Source organism: Sphingomonas sp. BLHR8 (assembly GCF_056821725.1).
In genome coordinates this window covers 1,454,634-1,472,800 of the sequence record NZ_JBPDIM010000001.1, presented here as the reverse complement: position 1 = coordinate 1,472,800, position 18,167 = coordinate 1,454,634, and the positions used below count along the sequence as shown (strand labels likewise).

The window sequence follows — 18,167 nt, the reverse complement described above, 5'->3', positions numbered from 1 at the left end:
ATGCGACAGGTGCGGTTGGCGCTGCGTTAACGCTGTGGCAGGGCGGGCAGGGCTCACACGGCGAAGCGTGGGCGAGGGGGGCAGCGGATACATGGTCGCAATCGCGACGACGGTCGCATTTCTGGGGCTCGAGGCGCGCAGCGTCGAAGTACAATGCCACATCGCCGCCGGGATGCCGGCCTTCGTGGTGGTCGGTTTGCCCGACAAGGCGGTTGCGGAAAGCCGCGAGCGTGTGCGCGCATCGCTCTCCGCTATCGGCCTCGCCTTGCCGCCCAAGCGGATCACGGTGAATCTGTCGCCGGCGGACCTGCCCAAGGAAGGGTCGCATTACGACCTGCCGATCGCGCTGGCCCTGCTCGGCGCGATGGGCGCGATCGACGCGAGCGCGCTGGGCCGGTTCGTGGCGGTGGGGGAACTCGGGCTCGACGGGCGGCTTGCCGCTTCACCGGGCGTGCTGCTTGCCGCGCTGCACGCGTCCGAACGTGGCAAGGGCCTCATCTGCCCGGCGCATCAAGGGCCCGAGGCGGCCTGGGCCGGCGACATCGACGTGCTCGCGGCGCCCGATCTCCTCTCGCTCCTCTCGCATCTGCGCGGCGACGCGCGGCTGCCGGCGCCACACCCGGCGGAAGCGCCGGGGCGCACCGCCGGCCCCGACCTTGCGCAGGTGAAGGGGCAGGAAGTGGCCCGCCGCGCGCTGGAGATCGCCGCTGCGGGGGGACATAACCTATTAATGTAGGATAGGGCTACACCTCGATCGAGAAAACGATGGATTGCGTCATTTATATCCGTTGGTCGTCCGCGGAGCAGGCTAGAGGATCGAGCCTCGAGCGGCAACGCGAGGATTGCCGTCGCCACGCCGCTGAGAAAGGCTGGAAGGTCGTCGATGAACTAGTTGACGATGGTCTGAGCGCATTCAGCGGCCGCCATACCGAGGCGGGCGCACTCGGTCGCTTTGTCGATGAGGTGACCGCCGGTCGCTACCCCGACGGCATCATCCTTCTTTGTGAGAAGCTCGATCGGCTGTCGCGCCAAGAGCCCGGGCGGGTGTTCCTCTGGATGATGCAGATGACGGATGCCGGCGTCCAGATAGCGACGGTCGACGGCGGCCGCATGTATGCCAAGGGCAACCTCGACATGGCTGCGATCATCGAGGTGGTCGTCAAGGCGCAGCTGAGCCACGAGGAGTCGGAGAAGAAGAGCCAGCGCATCAGCGCGGCGTGGGCGTCCAAGCATCGTCGGCTCGAGAGCGGTGAACGATTTGTCATGTCGGAGCGCGCTCCGGCGTGGCTCCGGGTGACCGGAAGCCCCCGTCGATTCGAGATCATCGAAGAGCGTGCTGCCGTGGTCCGGCGGATCTACGAGGAAACCGCCGCCGGTTACGGAAAGAACACCATCCTGCGCAATTTGAACCGTGATGGTGTGCCGCCCTTCGGTCGAGCGGATGCGTGGCATGAGTCGTACGTGCAAAAAATTCTGCGCAGCCCGGCCGTGTTGGGCGACCTGCAGCTCGGACATAAGCCTCGCGGCTCTAAGCGTGTGCTCGGCGACGTCGTGAGCGGCTACTATCCGCAGATCATAGATGCGGAGCTTTACCAGCGGGCCAGGGCCAGTATGGCCGATCGGTCGCGGCGGGTGGTCGGTCGCGGTCGCCGCCTCGTCAACCTGCTCGCTGGGTTGGCGACGTGCGGGTCCTGCGGCGCGAAGATGACTTTCCGCAGCAAGGGACGCGCGTCACGCGCGGGCGGTTCGTGGGTCAACCAGGACTACCTGGTGTGCGACAGCTACCAGCGCGGCCGCGGGTGCCCGAACGGCGTTCACTTCAACTACGACCTGTGGTTCAATGCGATCCTTGATCCGATCGTGTACGAGGCGATCGGCAAAGCCCCCCAGGCGCCTTTGGAAGAAGTCCGGCGGCTCGAAATACAGTATGCCGAACTCGATAGAGCTGCGGCGATGGTCCGCACCAAAGCCGAGCGGGCGATGCAATTTGCGATCGAGACTGGACGTTTGGAGGCTCGCTCGGCTTGGCTCGACCTGACTGCGGAAGAGGACAGGATCATTCGCGAGATGTCGGCGGTCGTGGAAGAACTGACCATCAAGCGCGGAGCACCTGATCCCGAAGAGCAAACCCGCCGTGTCGAGGAGTTGCGCTCCAGCCTGGATGATGAGGACGAGATGGTGCGGTTCGAAGCTCGGACCAAGATGATGTCCGCAATCCACGCGCTGATAACGGAACTTCAATTTTTCGAAGCGCCTGGCGTGCGAATGATCGTGGCTGACGAGAGGGTCGTCCACATTTCCTATGACGAGCTCCGGAAAGACACCGAATGGGTCATGGGCCGCCTTGACGGCAAGCCCTTCTGACACACCCACCTCGTTCACTCGACGGCGAAGACCCAAACAGTTGTATAGTTCAGAAACCATTGAAACATGGTGCATGGCTTCCCATGATTGCCCTGATCGGCGGAGAGGGGTGCGCGCTCACTCCGCCAAGCGAAGGGCGGACGGATGCAATCAGACGTCGTTGAAGCTTTCGCCTTGTCGGCGGTGGCGAACGAGTGGCGCGGTGCTTCGCCATCGGGTGTGCGTCAATCGCCCGCAATGGCTCGCTGGACGAATGTACGTTGCTGGTGGCGCTTACGTCCGTCAGCTAAGGGGCCGTATCTCTTGCGCCAGCTAACCGGAACGGTTTCGGCCTCGTGGCTGGAAGGGCTCCGGCGCTCTGCGAGCGATGCCTATCTCGGCGAAATTCGTGTCGAGTGCCTGACGAGCGGGCGCACCGCATTTGTCGCTGTACGCTGCCTGGATCAGTGGACTGGCAGCGTGCCGCCGCGCGACCGATCGAGCGTGTGGGCGACCCAGGATCGACGCTGTCGCCACCGCGGCAAATTTTTGAGCGACCTCGACGCCATTTGTCGGCGGGCGGTCCGCCGCCGGGTCATCGACCGGTTCGCCTTGTCGTTTTTTCTGGAGTGTGCCGATCGAGTGAGCCGCGATCCCGATGAGCGCGGCGATGGTGGCGGGCATTAGACTCCGCGTTGTCGTTGCCACCAAAGAGGGCGTGCTTTTGATTGCGCGAACGGCATTCGCGTGACTCCTCCATGCTGACAGGCGTAGCGTGTTACGCTGGCGCAAGTTTCGACAGGACGAGGGACGATGATCGCGGTCGCATTGTTGTTGATGGTTCATCCGGGCGGACTGGCAGCGGACGGATGCCATTTTGATCGTCGTGCGGGGACTCGGCATTGTCACCGGGCTAGCGCGTCTCCGCCGGCCCCCCACTCGGCACTCCAATCCTATCCGTCGTCCGAGGGAGGTTACCCCAGCTGCGTCGCGGCTCGCGCTGCGGGCGCTGCTCCGATGCGTCGTGGCGAGCCGGGCTACAATCCGCATCTCGATGGAGACGGCGACGGGATAGCTTGTGAACCGCTCCGCGGGGGTGTCAGCGCCAGCCCTCCAGCGCCTAGATCGTCGGTGGTGCGACCGGTGCCGGTCTATCGGCCAGTCGAGCAGGTTGTGTCTCCGGTCACCGATAGTGCCGCTGCTTTCCCCACCCCCCCCGATCGGGGCGACGCTCACGCCGCCGTTGTTGGGACCTGCCACGATCGTCGACGGGGATACGATCGAGCTGCAAGGTCAGCGGGTGCGGTTGTTCGGCATCGATGCGTTCGAGACCGAGCAGCCCCGTGGTCGTGAAGCGAGCAACATGCTGCGACGCCTGATCGAGGGGCAGTCGGTTCTGTGCAGTCCGCGTGACCGCGACGCTTACGGGCGGATCGTGGCGGTATGTCGTGTCGGCGCGACCGATTTGGGTGCAATGATGGTGCGTGCCGGAATGGCCGTGGCGTTCACCCGCTACAGTCTCGATTATCAGGCAGACGAGCAGGCAGCCCGAGAGCAGCGGAGGGGGGCTTGGGCCGACGCAGAGCTGGTACGGCCCGAGGCGTTCCGTGGCGAAGGCCGGGCAGCGACGGCTGTCGCTCAGCGCGCGGTCGGACCCACGGGCGGATGCAGGATCAAGGGCAATATCAACCGCGAAGGCGAACGCATCTATCACATGCCGAGCGATCCATATTATGCCAGGACAAGACCAGAGGCGACCTTCTGCTCGGAGGAAGAGGCCCGGGCGGCGGGCTTTCGTCGCGCGCGAAGCCGATAGGGCTGTTCTAACACATGCCGCGCAAATGGCCGCACGCCGAGGACGGCTCCGATCACCTGACGGTCGGGGAGAAGCTCATCGGCGCACTGGTCGTGTTCATGACCCTCGTAGGCTTGGCAGGGTGTGCCCGCAATTTGCTGAGCTAGCGAGATTGTCGAGGTGAACGTCCGTCCGCGTGATGGCCTCCGTCGAGACGGGGGAAAGCACGCGGACGGTGTATTCTTGAAAGCTCTTAGACGCCGGACCCGGAGGCGTCGCTACTGGGTGCACTCTCCCGACTTTGTGCTTCGCTCGCGCGGGGCTTGCGCGGTCGACGGGCCGGTTTGGCAGCAGCCTTGTCCGGCGCTCCTTCGGTGTTCGCATCGCTCGAACCTTCAACGGCCTGCGGCGCCACTGGCGCGTTGCCGCGACCCTTCGCACCGAGGCCCATCGATTTCGCGAGCTGCGATCGACGGTCGCGATAATTAGGAGCGACCATCGGATAGTTGGCCGGCAGCCCCCACTTTGCGCGATACTGATCAGGCGTCATGCCATAGCGCGTCATCAGGTAGCGCTTTAGCATCGTCATTTTTTTGCCGTCTTCGAGGCAGACCAGGTAATCCTGTTTGACGGAGGCCCGGATCGACACGGCCGGCTCCTGCTTGGGCGCTGCGGCTTCCGTATCGATCTGCTCGAACATGAACGCCGCAGCCACGTTCTTGATTAGCTGTGGCAGGTCCGAAGCGCTCACGCTGTTGTTGCTGACATATGCCCCGATTGTTTGCGCTGTGAGTTCGGCGAGACGGTTCTGTTCATCGCTCATCGGGAGCTGCTCCAAGTTGATGTCGTAATTAAGCCAGAAAGCGGCGGCCGGTTTCAGTGAGATCATCCTCTCAACAACGTTCGCGCAATTCCGACTCCGCAGCGGTCAACAAACGGCATCTAAGCAGGTTTTGTTGGCCTCCGGGGGTGTCACCTCGATGTGTGAGACCCCGAGTACGAAAAGCACCTGCAGCAGGAATTCTGCTGGGAAGGTTCCTCGCCGCAGTTTAGCGCTAATGTCAAGGTTGGTCGTCTCAACATCTAATGCCTTCAGCATAGCTGCCAACTGCTTGTAATTGATATCTTTTCTCGCCAGTTCGACGCGGATTATGCGTGCGGCGTGGCGGCGCCACGTCTCTGGATGGGTAAGGTCCATTCGTCTTTCCTCTCTGTCTAAGTTCACCTCGACAACAAGCAATCCAAAAAACGGATTCGTAATTACGCTCGGAAGGCGCTATTTCGACTCTGACGACGACTTTTGGCAGGCGAGCGATGATTCCTTCCCTTCGACGCATACTGTGGCGTTGTGATCAGCACCGTGCGATTGCTTGGGGATGGTTCGCCACTATGCTGCTGGTTAACATTTTGCTCGTGGCGCGATCGTTTGCGCCTGTTGCCGCAGGTGACTTGGCGCTGTCCGGCGCTTTGACGTCCATCGTCGGGCTTTGGTGGGCATTGGCTGCGCTGCTTCTAAACTTGGTGCCGTTCTCGATCAGTTGGGATAAGAACAACACAGCGGAAGCGTAGTTCGTTTGAGTAAGCCCGGGGCACACCGTGTCAAACAGCGCGTGTTGGGAGCCTCATTCGGCGATCGCCGCGAGATCCCGACTTCCTCTTTTTCTTGCGAGCTTTCCATCGCGGCATGCGGTTTCGCGGTGAGGCGAGAAATCGGAGGTGGCTTCAATGCCGCAATTCTGCGCGGGCTAGCGTTTTGACGGTTTGATAGTTTTACGCTGCCCCCGCCCCTAAGGGCTCTCGCAGTTTGATGAGCAGCGGCCAGCCGCACCTCTCCGAGGGCTGTCGGTAGGCGCGATTGCAAGGATGCGGGGAGGTTGCCGGCAGCAGAGGTGCCGTGCGTCACCTCAGTATCGAGCACCTGCAGATAGGGCTGCTAATCCTCTAACCCTTCAAGCAGCAACAATCGCATCATATGTCGAGCCTCCTTCAACTCATTTTTGGTTTCCGCGTGAGCTCGACGTTCCGCAGCGAGCTCTGCTCGTGCTCGCTCAAGTCGCGCCTCCGCCAATAGGAGCGGGTCGGTGATTGGGTCCGGTTGGCCGTCGACGTCTATCGAGGATGGGGCGGAGACATCCGGTTGCCCGCGGAGCTTGCGCCATCGGGTGCGCGCCGGCGCCAGCAACTTCGAGTTGGCGTTGAGGAAGCCGAGCGTCAGGTACTTGCTCTCAGCCGCCAACGCGCTGAGCGTTGGCTCGACCCCTCGGTCGATGAGAGTCTCAGCCGTCTGCAGCATATGTTCCGCGCGCGTGATCTGTAGATCCGCGAGAAGCGGCATCGTGCCCTTGGCGGGGCCCCGCCTGTAGGGAATCTTGGGTGGGCAGCGAGAACGCATCGTTAGCCATCACCCAACCGGACCCGAGCGACGCTCCGCGTCGCGAACGAGCTTTCGTTGCTTTTCGTTTTTTTCGATTTGTCGTTCGGCAATCTGCTTGGGCGTCGACGTCATGTAGTATTCGGTCAGGGCCAGCGACTTATGGTTGAGCAAGTGCTGGACTGCGCGTTCTTGAAGCCCCTCGGTCCGGTAGTAGTTGGATGCCGCATGTCGCAGCAGGTGCGGCGTTACCCGACCGAAACCGGCACCAAGTAGGGCCAGCAGGTACCGCATGGCGCTTCCAGAAAGAGCCTGGCCCTCCCACTGAAACAGGAATGGCGCTGCTTTCGGACATTTTTTTCGTAGGGCATCAGTCGCCGGTACGTTCGGCAGGTAGCCTTCCTCGAGGTCATGGAAGTGCGCCAAATCACGAGCGAGATCTAGACATTCTTCGAGGGTGGTCATGGACAGCAGGAAGTCCTTTGAGCCTTTTTGGCCTTTGGGGACTGCCCTGAATCCAGGACTCGATTGTGTAGGTCCAAGCTTGTTGCTTAGGCACGCAGGCGTTTGGACGATCTGCCGGACCTCGACCTCTCGAGCGAGGCTGTCGCAAATGATATCCGCGTTGCAGTGTGCGATCCGCATCGCGAGGGTGATTTGACCGACCGGGATGGCGCATCGTCCGACACGTCGAGACCACCGGTGGATCGAGTCGTTGCCAGCTAATCCGTTGGGTATGGTCAGACTTTCGCTTATCCCCAGTTGGTGGGCCGCAGCGAAAGCCCTCTGCGCGTAAAAAACACTTTGCGATGAGCTTTTTGCCGCATCGAGCATACCGAGCCGTGCGATGGTGACGAAGTGCGGCTCGACCGCGTTGACGGAGCCATCGGCTACCGAGCCGATGTATTCAGTGATCAGACTGGCATCTGTCGCGTCGGCCTGTCCGGATCTGCTGTTCTTCGGGAAGATGCCGCTCTGACGTGCGAGCGAATGACGTTGTCGGTCGGATAGACCGCTGTGATTAGCGAAGGTGTCCGGCTCGACCGCCAGCGACGCCAAGTAGTCTTCTTCGCGCCAGATACGCCACCCCGTGACTTGGGTCGTGTACGTGGGGCATGCGTCCGTCCCCAGACCCGGGATCGGAATGTGGATCTCGTAAAAGGGTGTAGCATCGTCACCGCCATCGTACATGGCGAAATGTTCGAGCGCGCTCGATCGAGCGTCAGACAGGCCCTCGGCGCAGATCATCGCCTGCTGCGTCCGTATCCTGATTGCGACTCTGAATTCGTGCAGCCGGTCGGTTATCTGCTCGGCCTCGGACTTGCGATTTCGCTGGCATTCTAAGACGCGCTTACGCTGGAGGCGACCAAGGCGACGACGCACATCGAAGTGGTCGTAGATCTTGCGGTCGAGCAATGATGCGAAGCGCGCTAGCGCTCCATCATGGCGGGCTGCGTACAAGGCCATCTTCTGCAGGCTGCCCAAGACGAACATCACCGCGCATAGCCGCTGATCCTTACCGATCTGCTTGATCTCCGCATCGTCGAGAATGCTCTGCAGAGCACTTAGCAATCGGCAGTCCGTAAGCGGGTGGCATGCGCCGAAGCCTTCGAGTTTCTCGTCCAGTATCTCGAAGGCCTTGCCGATACAGGCCGCATTCTCGGTTGTTCCGTCGTCACAGATCAGCAAGGCGGCGCATGCAAGCTCGGCGCAGTGTCGGCGCCGAAACGCCGTTCCGAGCCATTTTTCATCCGGGGCGGGAGTGTCGGGATTGGTCGCGCATGTGTTCGGCAACCGCAAACTTGGATATTCCGCCAGCACAGCACCGAGATCGCAAGTGGCGGGCCTGTGTCGGCTTGGCGCCGGGCGATCGCAATTCGCAATGGCGGCGAGCCGCTTGACGTGCTCGGTCGCCACTAGGTTATTACTTGGACAGAAGATATGCAAATTAGCGCAGATGAGCCCGTCTTCGCCTAGCAGGCGCAGGAGGAAGTGATCGAGTTCAACCGGCCATGGCTGCGCGGCGGGGATATCTAGCGCGATGCGTACCTGCCTGTGGGCGAGCGCCTGATCGTAATCCCACTTGGTCACCTTCGCGACGAAGGCGTCGTAGATCGCCTTCCCACTGTTGCAGTCACGGTCGATCAACAGGCGCCAATCTTCCTCGTCGACAGGCTCGATCGGGATAGCGCCATAGTAGGCGGCTCGAAGCAGGCTGTTCGTCGACAATCTCAGGCGTCGGGCGGCGACATGAGGCTCGAGCCATTCGCCGATGGCATCCCGCTTTTGATCCCGCCCGATCATGAGCACGCCCTCTCGCGCGCCGCCAGGTGAGCGAGCCTATGCGCCAAGTCGTCGCTAGTGCATGATTTTTCAGGCATCGTGATGGGGAGAGTGCGCGCACTGCGAGCACCGTTCTTCTCGAACAGCTGCCGCGCGGCTTCCAGAGCCTCGCGCTGATACGCCCAGTCTGCGTAAGTCTTGCTTTGGTCGCTACTCTGGTCGTGGAGGCGCGCAATATGCGTCAGGCCCTGCAGCCGCTCGGGCGAGCCGTGTTGCGTGCGCGCGAAGAGTTCGAGAATGTGCTGAGTGATGGAGGCGCGGCGGTAGTCGCGTAGTGTCGGTTCGCGAAGACCGTCGCTGAAGCGATTGCCAGGGAGGTCGTGAAGGGACTGTCGCGCCTTTCTGCCTTTCTCCGTCCAGTATCGAAGCCCGTCGTAAGTCAGGAAGGTGTCGATGCTGGTTCGCGCGCTCGGTCGAGGAAAAATCGCGACCGATGCGAGGAATTTCTGAGCGGACGCCTTGGTTTCCTTCTTGGAGCTTCTGAGATCCGGACGTCTCGCTTCGATCTCCTCCAGAAGCGTCTTTCCATCGCTCCTCGGAGAGGGCTCGGATGCGAGGCGATCGCGCAACCGCATTTCGACGTCGGGGGGCATGGCGAAAACCGCCTCGGTGATGCGTTGCCCGCGACCTTTATTGCGGCAGGCCACAGTGTCTCTCGCACCATGCATCGCCCAGCCGAGTGCGTTCGCGTGCAATACGGCGAGCGGCCGTTTGCCGTTGAGCCGCAAGATTTCGTTCATGTCGCGGATGATCTCGGGGGCCTTCACACGGTCGAGATCTTCGATGAGCAGGTCGGCGCATGCTCTCGGATCCAAAGGGATCGAGACGCCCGTCCGGACTTGAGGCGCGAGGAAGCGACGGCCGATATGGTCCGGGCGCCGGCCGCGGTCGCGCAGCAGCTTGATATACTCTGCGCGTCTTTCGATGTCGGCCTGCGCGAAAAACCCGACCAGGCTGTAGTTCTGCTCGACGAGTCCGGCTTGCTCAAGCAGATCGTAGAGCAACTGAACGGCCAATCGATCGAAGCGCGCGTATGAGGCCTTCGGGTGGCTCAGGGCGATGGCGCCGTCGAGCGGGCGTCGTCGGCCGATGGTATGGCCGCGCTGCCGATAGAAGGCGATTTGCCGTGCTTCCGCCGCACCTTCTCCTTCTCGCCAGATGCTGCGCCAGTCTTCGCCTGCCGCCATTTCCAAGTTGAGGTAATCCCGCAATGGCGGGAGCAGCTTGCGCATCGTTTCAGGCGACAGCGCTGCCACCGCTGTGCGGAGAGCTGAGCTCAGTTTCCGGCAACGACCTTCGGGCCCGAGGACGTCGCCAGTGTCGAATACGACGAAGCGATCGCGCGCCGGTGCGAACGGCTGAACGAATGGCAGGCAAGGTTGAAGGGGCTGCGTCACGTCGAGGAGATACGGAAAACGTGAACGGCATCAATAGCAGCACGTTTTTTCTGCCCTAACACACCTGTCCCGTAAAGAAACAGCGATGTGTGGATGGCCTGATAAAAACTCCCATCCTCAAATCTCGCACTGCCAAAGACGACTTGAGAACACTTTAAGTGGAGCAGATGATACTTGAGGCGGAGGGATTATTACTTTGAGGCGCCCGATTGCAGGGGTCCGGCCCGTATCGAGCGAATTTTCCGCAGACCCGTCCTGAGTGGCAAAATAAATCCCCTTGGATGCTTATCGCAAGCTAGAGTTGGCCGGATTGTGGGCGCGTGAGCTAGACGTCTTGCCGGGCCTGATGAGCACAGTGGGGTCTCACGAATGATCCAATGGCGTGTCGGTTTCGGCTTGAAGCTCGAGGGCCTTAGGATTAGCAGGAAGGTCGCTCTCGGGCAGGAGCGTGGCACTCGCCGTTTCCAAAGCTGCTGGCAGCGCTGTCGTATAGTATCTAGCCTATCAACAGACTTTCCGTGTCTGGAAGGCGGTCGGCGAGTGACGCTCTCAACCAGGCCAGGAGAGTGGCAATGTTGATTGACGATGTGCGTCCTACGACGCTGGACGGCCTAAAGCGCCTCGCTGGTGATTACCGGAAGAAGTCAGGCTTGCGTCACACCGCGGCGCTTGATCTTGCGGCCAGGGCTGCCGGCTGCGAAAATTACCGTCATGCGAGGCGGGTCCTCGGGCGACGGTCCGAGGAAACCCCTCCGTATCTTTATCTGACGACATACTGGCTGGACCGTGATCGGCGCAGCCAAGTCGGGAGGGAAACGCTTCGCATCGATCTACCGAAGCCCCTTCACGAGATATGCGATCGATCAGGCCTTCGGCGGGTACGGGGCTTCGGCAACCTGCGTATGGTCGCCGCCGATCATTTCGTGTGTGACGACCTTTACCGATCGCAGTCGGAGGCTCAGGCCGCTATCTTCCAAGCGGAGAGATCGCTTCGCTTCATGGAGCACACCGGATTAAGGCCGGCGCCCTATCAAAGTCGCCCGCTGCGGCGCGACCGCGGCCTGGACGAACTACCTGGCACGGACCATAGCTCTCACTGGGTCGATCCGCGCACCGGAACATTCGTGCTGGTCGACGAGCCATACAGCGACCGGTCAAGAGACGGCGAGCGGGCTGCTTGGGCTCGGCGACACGGTTGGGAGATCCTGAAGACCGACTGGCCGGGTATGTACAATCCTTACGCTTGCGATCTCTACATCGCGGCCGAGTCGACGGTCGAATATTCTCTCGCTCGGCTCAAAACGAAAATCGAGGCCACTCCTGCGCACCCGCTCGAGCGAGTCTGGGACGGAGTCTCCGATCCGAGCTGGACGCCGTTTGTCAGCCCCTTGGCGCTGACCCCGCAGGATTACCGACGCGCGCGCTGTCGTGGCACGGTCTTTCCCACGGAAAGCGCCACGACTCTTCCGTACAGCTACAACGTAGGTACGTCTCGACGACGGCCTAAGGGAGCTTTGGGCATCGAAGGTCACCGGCAAGTAGGGCGTATGATCAAAGCCGTTTTACGTTCCGACCAACGTCCTTGGAGCGTGCATCAGCGTATGAACTCTTTGCGCTCCACACTGGAGGACTGGCTCGGCATGGAGATCGGCAGCCAGGCGCTTCAGGGACCCGAATTTTTTGAGGTCTATTACCACGAGCTGGGTATTGGCGACCCGTACGTCGATCTTGCGCGTACAAGGGCAGGGCTACTCACCATGCTCTCAGACATACGCCAGCGACTTACGACAGCCTATCCCGACTGCGCACCGCTGCGTCGGCAGCTACGTCGTATCGATTTTTCTTCGGCGGTGATCGGCCGAGCGCACGCTCGTTAGGCCGGGGAGCGGCGCAGCAAGGCGTCGACGGTGTGGGCGCAAACCCATTATGAGCCGCGCGCTGCGACGAATTTCTGACGCCGCTCGACGTTGGTGATCTTTGCGAAGGTCGAAGTCTTGCGGCATGGGCTCCGGATTGATCGAATGCGTAACGTTCGATCAGCCCGGCGTCTGGCATTCAGGCGGCCGACTCCGGCGTGGCGCGAGCCTGCAGGATGCCGCGAACCTCGGGAAGCGTCCGGTTGCGGAGATAGTTTGCGAACTCCTCGGCGTCGAAGGCATCAATCGTGTAGCTGGCGCGCGTCACGGTGGTGCCTTCGAGGTGCGGCATGACGACATGCACGTAGAACACCTGCGCATTCTCGTCCTCGACCCGCGGCTTTCCGACGACGTGGATGGGGGCCGGCTCCAATCGAAGAAGCTCGACATCGATGCTCTCGGCGGCGGCGTCCGCAAACACCTCTGCAGCGGCAGTGGCGATAGCGCGGCGGCTGGCCGCAGCTTCCGGCGCGCGGTCGATCGCGCGTTTCATGTTGAGGATGAAGTTTTCCGCAAGGGCGGCCTGGTCCTCGGGCGTGTCGATATCCTCTCCCGAGATCATGGCCAACAGCACATGGTCCATCCCCAAGCCGGCCCGGAACTCGGCGCTAATGTGAGCGGCATCGCACGGCTCGCCCTCGCTCAGCTTGATACTGATACGTTCGTCGGCGATCATCGAGCAAAGCCCGGCGGTCTTTGCCCTTTCCATTAGCTTGCGTTCGAAAGCTCTGATGTTGCTAATCAGGTCGTTCGATGTGACGGCTGCGTTGTCGTTCATCGGTTCCATGGCTCAGATTGCTCCATTCCCTGAAGTTGAGTTATGGCGCGTAGCGCGGGTCACACTAAGCAAGGCGTCTTAACGATTTGACTTTGAAGGTCGCCGACGTTCGCTCGGGCAGTCCAGGCGATCCTGTCTTTGTGGGGCCGTTGCGACGTCATTGTGCGCGGGGATCGGCCATCTGGCCGACTTGCCTTGTAACGCGCCACCAAGAAATCTTCGCGTCGGATGCCTTAGGCGGAGCCTGCTTCAATGGGTCCAGTAGGCGGGAAGGTTCGCGCGGATGAGGATAGGACTACGCATCATGCTCTCAGACGTACGCCAGCGGCTGACGACAGCCTTTGCGGATGGCACATCGCTGCGTCAGCCGCGACGCCGTATAGATTTCTCCTCGGCGGTGATCGGCCGAGTGCGCTCTCGCGACGGCGGTGAGTGGCGCAGGAAAGCGTCGACGGTGGAGTGGGCGTTATAACTACTATAGCGCTATAGTGGTTTTTGCACCCCGGGTATCGTTTATTACCTGGAGTGCGACATCCTCTATAGCTCTATAGAGGTTACACTCTCGTACGATCGCAAAATTCGCGGCTGTACCGGCGAACCTTGACCTATCGGCCAGCCTTTAGGGGGTCGGCGACCCACCGCGTCCCGGCCCGGCGATCAGCGCACACCCTGCAGTGCTAGCGGGCCGGCACTCCTCCACGTGCGAAAGCCCAGCTAATAGAGCCGCAGGCGCGTCGAGGCGCTGCCCCAAGTCAGCCCACCCGACGCCACCGCCATGGCACCAAGACCGCACCGCCCAACCGTCGTACCCCACTAGGGGACGAAGGCGTTACCATTTGCGTCGCCCGGGCCAGCGTTCGGAGACGAGCGACCAATGACGCTCCGCCAGCCCGAGGCAGACGGAAGACCATCTTCCTGATCCAGAGATCAGTAAAGCAGTAGGGTGGAGGGAAAAAGGCTCGGAGCCTGCCCGGCCCGGCGGCTTCGCCGATAATTGCAGGAAGTTAAAAGATCATGAATGAATTTTCCATTCCCAAGCTACCAACAGTGGACCGTCTCGGTGTTGGACGGCGCATTGACGATTTGCGCGAGGCATATGGGCCGACAAACTGGCTCACCGTTGTGGGGGGCGTTGTGGCTCGGGCGTATCGCCAAGCCGGCATGACCCCTGATGAATTCGCGACAACACTGAGCGAGGGGCAAAATGCTCGTGGCAAGGTGCTGGTGCAAGCTCGCCACGAAGGCTGTCGTCGATTGCGGCAGGCGCTAGGCGGAGGAAAGGGCGAACTCATCGATGGTGAGGGCTTGGTTGCGATTGAACTAGCGGCGTCCCCGTTTCGATATCTTGAACGCGATGGGCTGCTGACGACGTCTTTGGAGACTATTCCATCGGCGCTGTTCGTTGCGGGGGGCTTGAACCGTCCGCTCGGGCAGCTGATCCTAGCCGCACCTAGGTGTCTTGCGGGACTTCGGGTGAGAGGTGTGAGGCGAACTACCCACGGAGCCCAATTTGATGTTGTCGATAGCTTCGAGACACTCGACCTTATGCCGGACGATGTGGCGGACAAACTTGGTCTGACGCGGCAGAAGCATCTAGCTCATATTCCTTGGGCCGACATCGAAGGTCCTCGTCCGTCAGCGCCGACGCTGCCGAGCGGCGGTCACTCGTCCGCACCGTGGAAGCCTCGGCGCGGGCGACCTAAGCTCAGACTCGTATCGGGCTAAGGCCGACTTTCGATTACCTCTGATCCCTTGGCGCTGAACGGTGTACTGATCGCGACCGCGCACTTGAGGGGGTCGCGAGCAGCCGCTCCCCAGCGCCAGCGTTGGTGACAGGCTCACGGTGGTCCTAGTGAGGTCAGGTGTATGTCGCGGGGCGGGGCATGACACTCGCAGCTTGCCTGGAGCGATCGCACAGCCACCGGCGCAATTGCGCACGGTACGTTGGCGAGGGTGGCACGTCGAGCGGAGGTGGGGAAGCGCTGCTCCAGCTTTTTCGTCTTTATGATCAAGACGATTTGGCCCCTTGGCGGGATGGTGGCGTGCGGGCTATCCTATTTCCGGGACGCCCGACGGGGCGACGTCTGACGTCCGACTCACGCGCACTACCGCACCAGCCAGGGGGCCACGCGGAATATCCGGGCTGCGTCGCAACCTTGAGGATCGAAGCCGGGGGCGACGGAACCTGCTGACTGCTGACTATCCCCGCTCAGCCTCACCCGAGAGCCCACCCGAAGGCTCTGACTTCCCATTCTGATCTCCTGCGTTCGGGGTATCCACAGCGAACCATCGGGAAACGCGAGCAGGAACCGGAAGGAGGGCGTTCTCAGGAAAAAGCAGCGACCCTCAAGAACAAGGGTTCCTTCTAGTCCCATTGCATGCCGCACCGCGCTTGAAGGCGCCGGGTAAGTGAGCAGGATGGGTTGGTCAGCTAATGGGGTCATTGGATTACCGGAGTCTTTGACAGACGGCAAAGGATCTCCGGTCTGCGATGTCGGTGAGCACGCGCAGGTCAGTCCCAACAGCAGCAAACACCCAATCCGCGACATATCACTCACCCGTAGACCAAGCTGTAGTTGCCATAGCTGAGCTCGTCCGTCGGCGTATAAACGATGTTATACGTCTCTTCGGAATTCGCATAGGTGGCGCATCCGGACACAATTCCCCACGCGACATCGTAGGTGAATACTGGCGCGCCGCTATCTCCGCCGATGCAGTACATTTTTTCCGTTCCCCGGGCGCGGATCTCGACAAAATTGGAGTAGCAGTCTTGGTACGTCGGACCGTTTGAGCAGCCGGGATGCGGATAATTGGGATCAAAGTATTTAGAGGTCACCTCCCCACAGGACTGACCGTACCGGGGCCCGGTATTCCGCCCATAAGCGCAAATGTAGCTTCCCGCAGTCGTTGCGGTGCGCTCAACGGTGCTTGATCCCTCTCGGAAGCGCTGACCTTTCAGCACACGCGCTGCCTCGTTTCGATTTCCGTAGAACTGCGGGAGGAACGAGACATTTCCCGTCAGAAAAGCGTAATCCTCAAAACCGTTGAAGTGTACACTAGAGGTAAGCGGATAGCCAGTAGTTCCCTCGCGCCACTGCTGTGGGTCGTCACCACAGTGGCCCGCAGTTAGGACGCCGACCGTGTTGCCCGCGTTCTTCGCGATGAAGGCGGTTGTGCACCAGGGGGTGCCGTCGGTGAGATGAAGCGCTGACCCACCCCGCACGGCACGGGGTGTGAGCGCCGCCGGGGCAGCCTCGATCCGCACGGGCATGCCCAGCCGCTGGGCTACGGTAGCCTCCTGCGCATCGAAAAGGGCCTGCTCGGTCCTCGCCCCTTGAACCAGGATCGACAACTCGCCGGTACGTTCGTCGAGGCCGAACCCTTGAAGCGTCGGGAGGAGAGAGCGGAGCAGGTCATTGTTGTTCTTGATGATCTCCTTCGCTCGGGCACGCGTCACTGGAGCGCCCGGTTCAAAGCGCACCGGCAGCTCGAGTTGAGTCGGTCCAAGATCATTACGGCTGGTTTCGATCGTCAAGGATCGGTCGGGAAGGTCCGCGGCCCCCGCTAAGCGAACAACCAACGAGAAGGTGCCGCTATGATCAAAGTAGGTGCCAGCAAGATTGCTCCCGATATCAGTTTCAAGCTGGGTTACCTCAGCGCCAGAGCTGCCCATGATGAGCATCCGGCGCTTCGCTTCGTCCAGTGGCACCGAATACGCCCTGGCGTAACTCTGCGCGTCACTCTCAAGCGCCTGCGCCGGCGTAAGTGTGGGAGTCTGTTCCCCCTGAGCAGTCGCCGGAGCCGCCACACCGAGGGCGGCGCAAATGGCAAGCAGCGATGTCGTGAAAGCGATACGCATCACAAGATTCCTCATTCCGAACCTACCTCAAACGCACACGGCCTGCCGACGTCGCCTTCAAGGGCCTTATCTGCATCCAGAATGGAACTTTAGCCGCCGTAATCAGGTGGGTCATCCACAGTCGCTAGGATGATCTCGAAGCAATCCGTCCCACGACGCTACGTCCCAACTATCGCGGCGGCTGGGAGGTGGGTCGGCGAGGTTTGGCCCAGGCGATAATGTATCCTGCTGCTCACAGCTATTGTCCGGGTTGAGCGGCGCTGGCGTCGCAACGATCGGAGATGCTTCCAACGGGGCCGCCCCTTCGACGGTTAGGGTCAGGACCCATTGATGTGAGGCGCGTGATCTGATTCAGGCTCCGCAAGGAGACTGGATTTGAGCGACCTTTATTGGCTGACGGAAGAGCAGATGGCGCGGCTCAAGCCGTATTTTCCGAAGAGCCACGGCAGGCCGCGGGTTGACGATCGCCGGGTGCTGAGCGGAATTATCTTCGTCAACCGCAATGGGCTTCGCTGGCGTGACGCGCCCAAGGACTATGGACCGCACAAGACGCTCTACAACCGCTGGAAGCGGTGGGGCGAGATGGGCGTCTTCACCCGAATGATGGAAGGGCTGTCTGCCGCAGGCGCTGAACGTAAGACGGTGATGATCGATGCGACCTACCTGAAGGCACACCGCACGGCTTCGAGCCTGGGGGTAAAAAGGGGGACCTTGGTCGCCTGATCGGCCGCACCAAAGGTGGCATGAACACCAAGCTCCACGCCGTCAGCGATGCCAACGGCCGCCCCCTAAGCTTCTTCATGACCGCCGGGCAGGTCAGCGATTACATCGGCGCGGCAGCGCTGCTCGACGACCTTCCAAAGGCGCAATGGCTGCTCGGGGACCGCGGCTATGATGCGGATTGGTTCAGGGACGCCCTGGAAGCCAAGGGCATCCAGCCCTGCATCCCAGGTCGGCGATCCCGCAACGAGCCCGTCAGGTACGACCAGCGCCGCTACCGGCGCCGCAGCCGTATCGAGATCATGTTCGGCCGCCTGAAGGACTGGCGCCGCGTCGCTACTCGCTACGACCGATGCCCAACCGCCTTCTTCTCCGCCACCGCACTCGCTGCCACCGTCATCTTCTGACTGTGACCAATGAGTCCTGACCCTAGTGCAGATCACACGACTTCTAAGAGGCGGTTATTCCCGTGCCGCTATTGCCGTGGACGAAGTTGGACGACTGGCGAGGCGATCACTCGAATAGAGATAGCGGGCTCACGATCGAAAATGTTAGTTTTGCCGGGGGCGGTGAGAGACCGCGCGAGACACGATCACCCTCGACTCGCCGGCCCGGTCAAAGGTTCGCGAACTAGGCTCAAGGGGT

15 protein-coding genes and 1 pseudogene are annotated in these 18,167 nt (G+C 61.4%); 8 read left to right on the top strand and 8 right to left on the bottom strand.

Annotated elements, in window-relative coordinates:
- Positions 1-91: 91 nt before the first annotated feature.
- Both ACRYJK_RS07270 and ACRYJK_RS07265 read left to right on the top strand, forming a co-directional pair.
- Positions 92-733 (top strand): annotated as a pseudogene (locus ACRYJK_RS07270) (magnesium chelatase domain-containing protein); the annotation flags it as partial.
- A 32-nt stretch (positions 734-765) separates the two neighbouring features.
- The gene (locus ACRYJK_RS07265; protein ID WP_482666864.1) at positions 766-2,364 is read left to right on the top strand and encodes a recombinase family protein; all 1,599 of its coding nucleotides are present in this window, start codon (positions 766-768) and stop codon (positions 2,362-2,364) included.
- Between the two features lie 312 nt (positions 2,365-2,676).
- Here the strand turns inward: ACRYJK_RS07265 and ACRYJK_RS07260 are convergent, their stop codons facing one another.
- Positions 2,677-3,027: a hypothetical protein gene (locus ACRYJK_RS07260; protein WP_482666863.1), complete on the bottom strand. Its 351-nt coding sequence runs from the start codon at positions 3,025-3,027 to the stop codon at positions 2,677-2,679.
- 129 nt (positions 3,028-3,156) lie between these two features.
- On the opposite strand from ACRYJK_RS07260, the gene ACRYJK_RS07255 reads away from it, so the two are divergent.
- The gene (locus ACRYJK_RS07255; protein WP_482666862.1) at positions 3,157-3,696 is read left to right on the top strand and encodes an excalibur calcium-binding domain-containing protein; all 540 of its coding nucleotides are present in this window, start codon (positions 3,157-3,159) and stop codon (positions 3,694-3,696) included.
- Positions 3,587-4,159, top strand: a complete 573-nt coding sequence (locus tag ACRYJK_RS07250; RefSeq protein WP_482666861.1) for a thermonuclease family protein — start codon at positions 3,587-3,589, stop codon at positions 4,157-4,159. The genes ACRYJK_RS07255 and ACRYJK_RS07250 overlap by 110 nt, the downstream gene beginning before the upstream one ends.
- A gap of 232 nt (positions 4,160-4,391) precedes the next feature.
- Here ACRYJK_RS07250 and ACRYJK_RS07245 read toward each other — a convergent pair whose 3' ends face one another.
- Positions 4,392-5,027, bottom strand: coding sequence for a Ros/MucR family transcriptional regulator (locus ACRYJK_RS07245; RefSeq protein WP_482666860.1), 636 nt, complete (start codon positions 5,025-5,027; stop codon positions 4,392-4,394).
- A 39-nt stretch (positions 5,028-5,066) separates the two neighbouring features.
- A complete protein-coding gene (locus ACRYJK_RS07240) occupies positions 5,067-5,336 on the bottom strand; it encodes a DUF6471 domain-containing protein (RefSeq protein ID WP_482666859.1) in 270 nt (89 codons plus the stop codon).
- Between the two features lie 191 nt (positions 5,337-5,527).
- Here ACRYJK_RS07240 and ACRYJK_RS07235 point away from each other — a divergent pair, with 191 nt between their 5' ends.
- Positions 5,528-5,707, top strand: a complete 180-nt coding sequence (locus ACRYJK_RS07235; protein ID WP_482666858.1) for a hypothetical protein — start codon at positions 5,528-5,530, stop codon at positions 5,705-5,707.
- 364 nt (positions 5,708-6,071) lie between these two features.
- Here ACRYJK_RS07235 and ACRYJK_RS07230 read toward each other — a convergent pair whose 3' ends face one another.
- The 3 genes from ACRYJK_RS07230 to ACRYJK_RS07220 form a co-directional block, all read right to left on the bottom strand.
- On the bottom strand, positions 6,072-6,473 hold the full coding sequence (locus tag ACRYJK_RS07230) for a hypothetical protein (protein ID WP_482666857.1): 402 nt from the start codon (positions 6,471-6,473) through the stop codon (positions 6,072-6,074).
- Positions 6,474-6,539: 66 nt separating this feature from the next.
- Positions 6,540-8,813: a tyrosine-type recombinase/integrase gene (locus tag ACRYJK_RS07225; protein ID WP_482666856.1), complete on the bottom strand. Its 2,274-nt coding sequence runs from the start codon at positions 8,811-8,813 to the stop codon at positions 6,540-6,542.
- A complete protein-coding gene (locus tag ACRYJK_RS07220; RefSeq protein WP_482666855.1) occupies positions 8,810-10,108 on the bottom strand; it encodes a hypothetical protein in 1,299 nt (432 codons plus the stop codon). Before ACRYJK_RS07220 ends, ACRYJK_RS07225 begins: the two co-directional genes overlap by 4 nt.
- 713 nt (positions 10,109-10,821) lie before the next feature.
- Between ACRYJK_RS07220 and ACRYJK_RS07215 the strand changes: the two genes are divergently transcribed.
- Positions 10,822-12,126, top strand: coding sequence for a DUF5623 domain-containing protein (locus ACRYJK_RS07215; protein ID WP_482666854.1), 1,305 nt, complete (start codon positions 10,822-10,824; stop codon positions 12,124-12,126).
- Positions 12,127-12,304: 178 nt separating this feature from the next.
- Here ACRYJK_RS07215 and ACRYJK_RS07210 read toward each other — a convergent pair whose 3' ends face one another.
- Positions 12,305-12,943: a hypothetical protein gene (locus ACRYJK_RS07210; protein ID WP_482666853.1), complete on the bottom strand. Its 639-nt coding sequence runs from the start codon at positions 12,941-12,943 to the stop codon at positions 12,305-12,307.
- A gap of 1,014 nt (positions 12,944-13,957) precedes the next feature.
- On the opposite strand from ACRYJK_RS07210, the gene ACRYJK_RS07205 reads away from it, so the two are divergent.
- Positions 13,958-14,668, top strand: a complete 711-nt coding sequence (locus tag ACRYJK_RS07205) for a hypothetical protein (RefSeq protein ID WP_482666852.1) — start codon at positions 13,958-13,960, stop codon at positions 14,666-14,668.
- An 829-nt stretch (positions 14,669-15,497) separates the two neighbouring features.
- Here the strand turns inward: ACRYJK_RS07205 and ACRYJK_RS07200 are convergent.
- A complete protein-coding gene (locus ACRYJK_RS07200) occupies positions 15,498-16,802 on the bottom strand; it encodes a S1 family peptidase (protein WP_482666851.1) in 1,305 nt (434 codons plus the stop codon).
- 375 nt (positions 16,803-17,177) lie between these two features.
- Here ACRYJK_RS07200 and ACRYJK_RS07195 point away from each other — a divergent pair.
- Positions 17,178-17,929 (top strand): IS5 family transposase gene (locus tag ACRYJK_RS07195; protein WP_482666850.1). Its coding sequence is split into 2 segments (ribosomal slippage): positions 17,178-17,511 and positions 17,511-17,929, totalling 753 coding nucleotides; the frame shifts between segments, so codons are not numbered across the junction.
- Positions 17,930-18,167: the final 238 nt, after the last annotated feature.

Excerpts from the sequence above, each read along its gene's own strand:
- ACRYJK_RS07225 (WP_482666856.1), bottom strand. The coding sequence starts at position 8,813 with ATGATCGGGCGGGATCAAAAGCGGGATGCCATCGGCGAATGGCTCGAG.
- ACRYJK_RS07205 (WP_482666852.1), top strand. The coding sequence starts at position 13,958 with ATGAATGAATTTTCCATTCCCAAGCTACCAACAGTGGACCGTCTCGGT.
- ACRYJK_RS07230 (WP_482666857.1), bottom strand. The coding sequence starts at position 6,473 with ATGCCGCTTCTCGCGGATCTACAGATCACGCGCGCGGAACATATGCTG.
- ACRYJK_RS07235 (WP_482666858.1), top strand. The coding sequence starts at position 5,528 with ATGCTGCTGGTTAACATTTTGCTCGTGGCGCGATCGTTTGCGCCTGTT.
- ACRYJK_RS07255 (WP_482666862.1), top strand. The coding sequence starts at position 3,157 with ATGATCGCGGTCGCATTGTTGTTGATGGTTCATCCGGGCGGACTGGCA.
- ACRYJK_RS07265 (WP_482666864.1), top strand. The coding sequence starts at position 766 with ATGGATTGCGTCATTTATATCCGTTGGTCGTCCGCGGAGCAGGCTAGA.
- ACRYJK_RS07210 (WP_482666853.1), bottom strand. The coding sequence starts at position 12,943 with ATGAACGACAACGCAGCCGTCACATCGAACGACCTGATTAGCAACATC.
- ACRYJK_RS07215 (WP_482666854.1), top strand. The coding sequence starts at position 10,822 with ATGTTGATTGACGATGTGCGTCCTACGACGCTGGACGGCCTAAAGCGC.
- ACRYJK_RS07245 (WP_482666860.1), bottom strand. The coding sequence starts at position 5,027 with ATGATCTCACTGAAACCGGCCGCCGCTTTCTGGCTTAATTACGACATC.
- ACRYJK_RS07240 (WP_482666859.1), bottom strand. The coding sequence starts at position 5,336 with ATGGACCTTACCCATCCAGAGACGTGGCGCCGCCACGCCGCACGCATA.
- ACRYJK_RS07260 (WP_482666863.1), bottom strand. The coding sequence starts at position 3,027 with ATGCCCGCCACCATCGCCGCGCTCATCGGGATCGCGGCTCACTCGATC.
- ACRYJK_RS07200 (WP_482666851.1), bottom strand. The coding sequence starts at position 16,802 with ATGCGTATCGCTTTCACGACATCGCTGCTTGCCATTTGCGCCGCCCTC.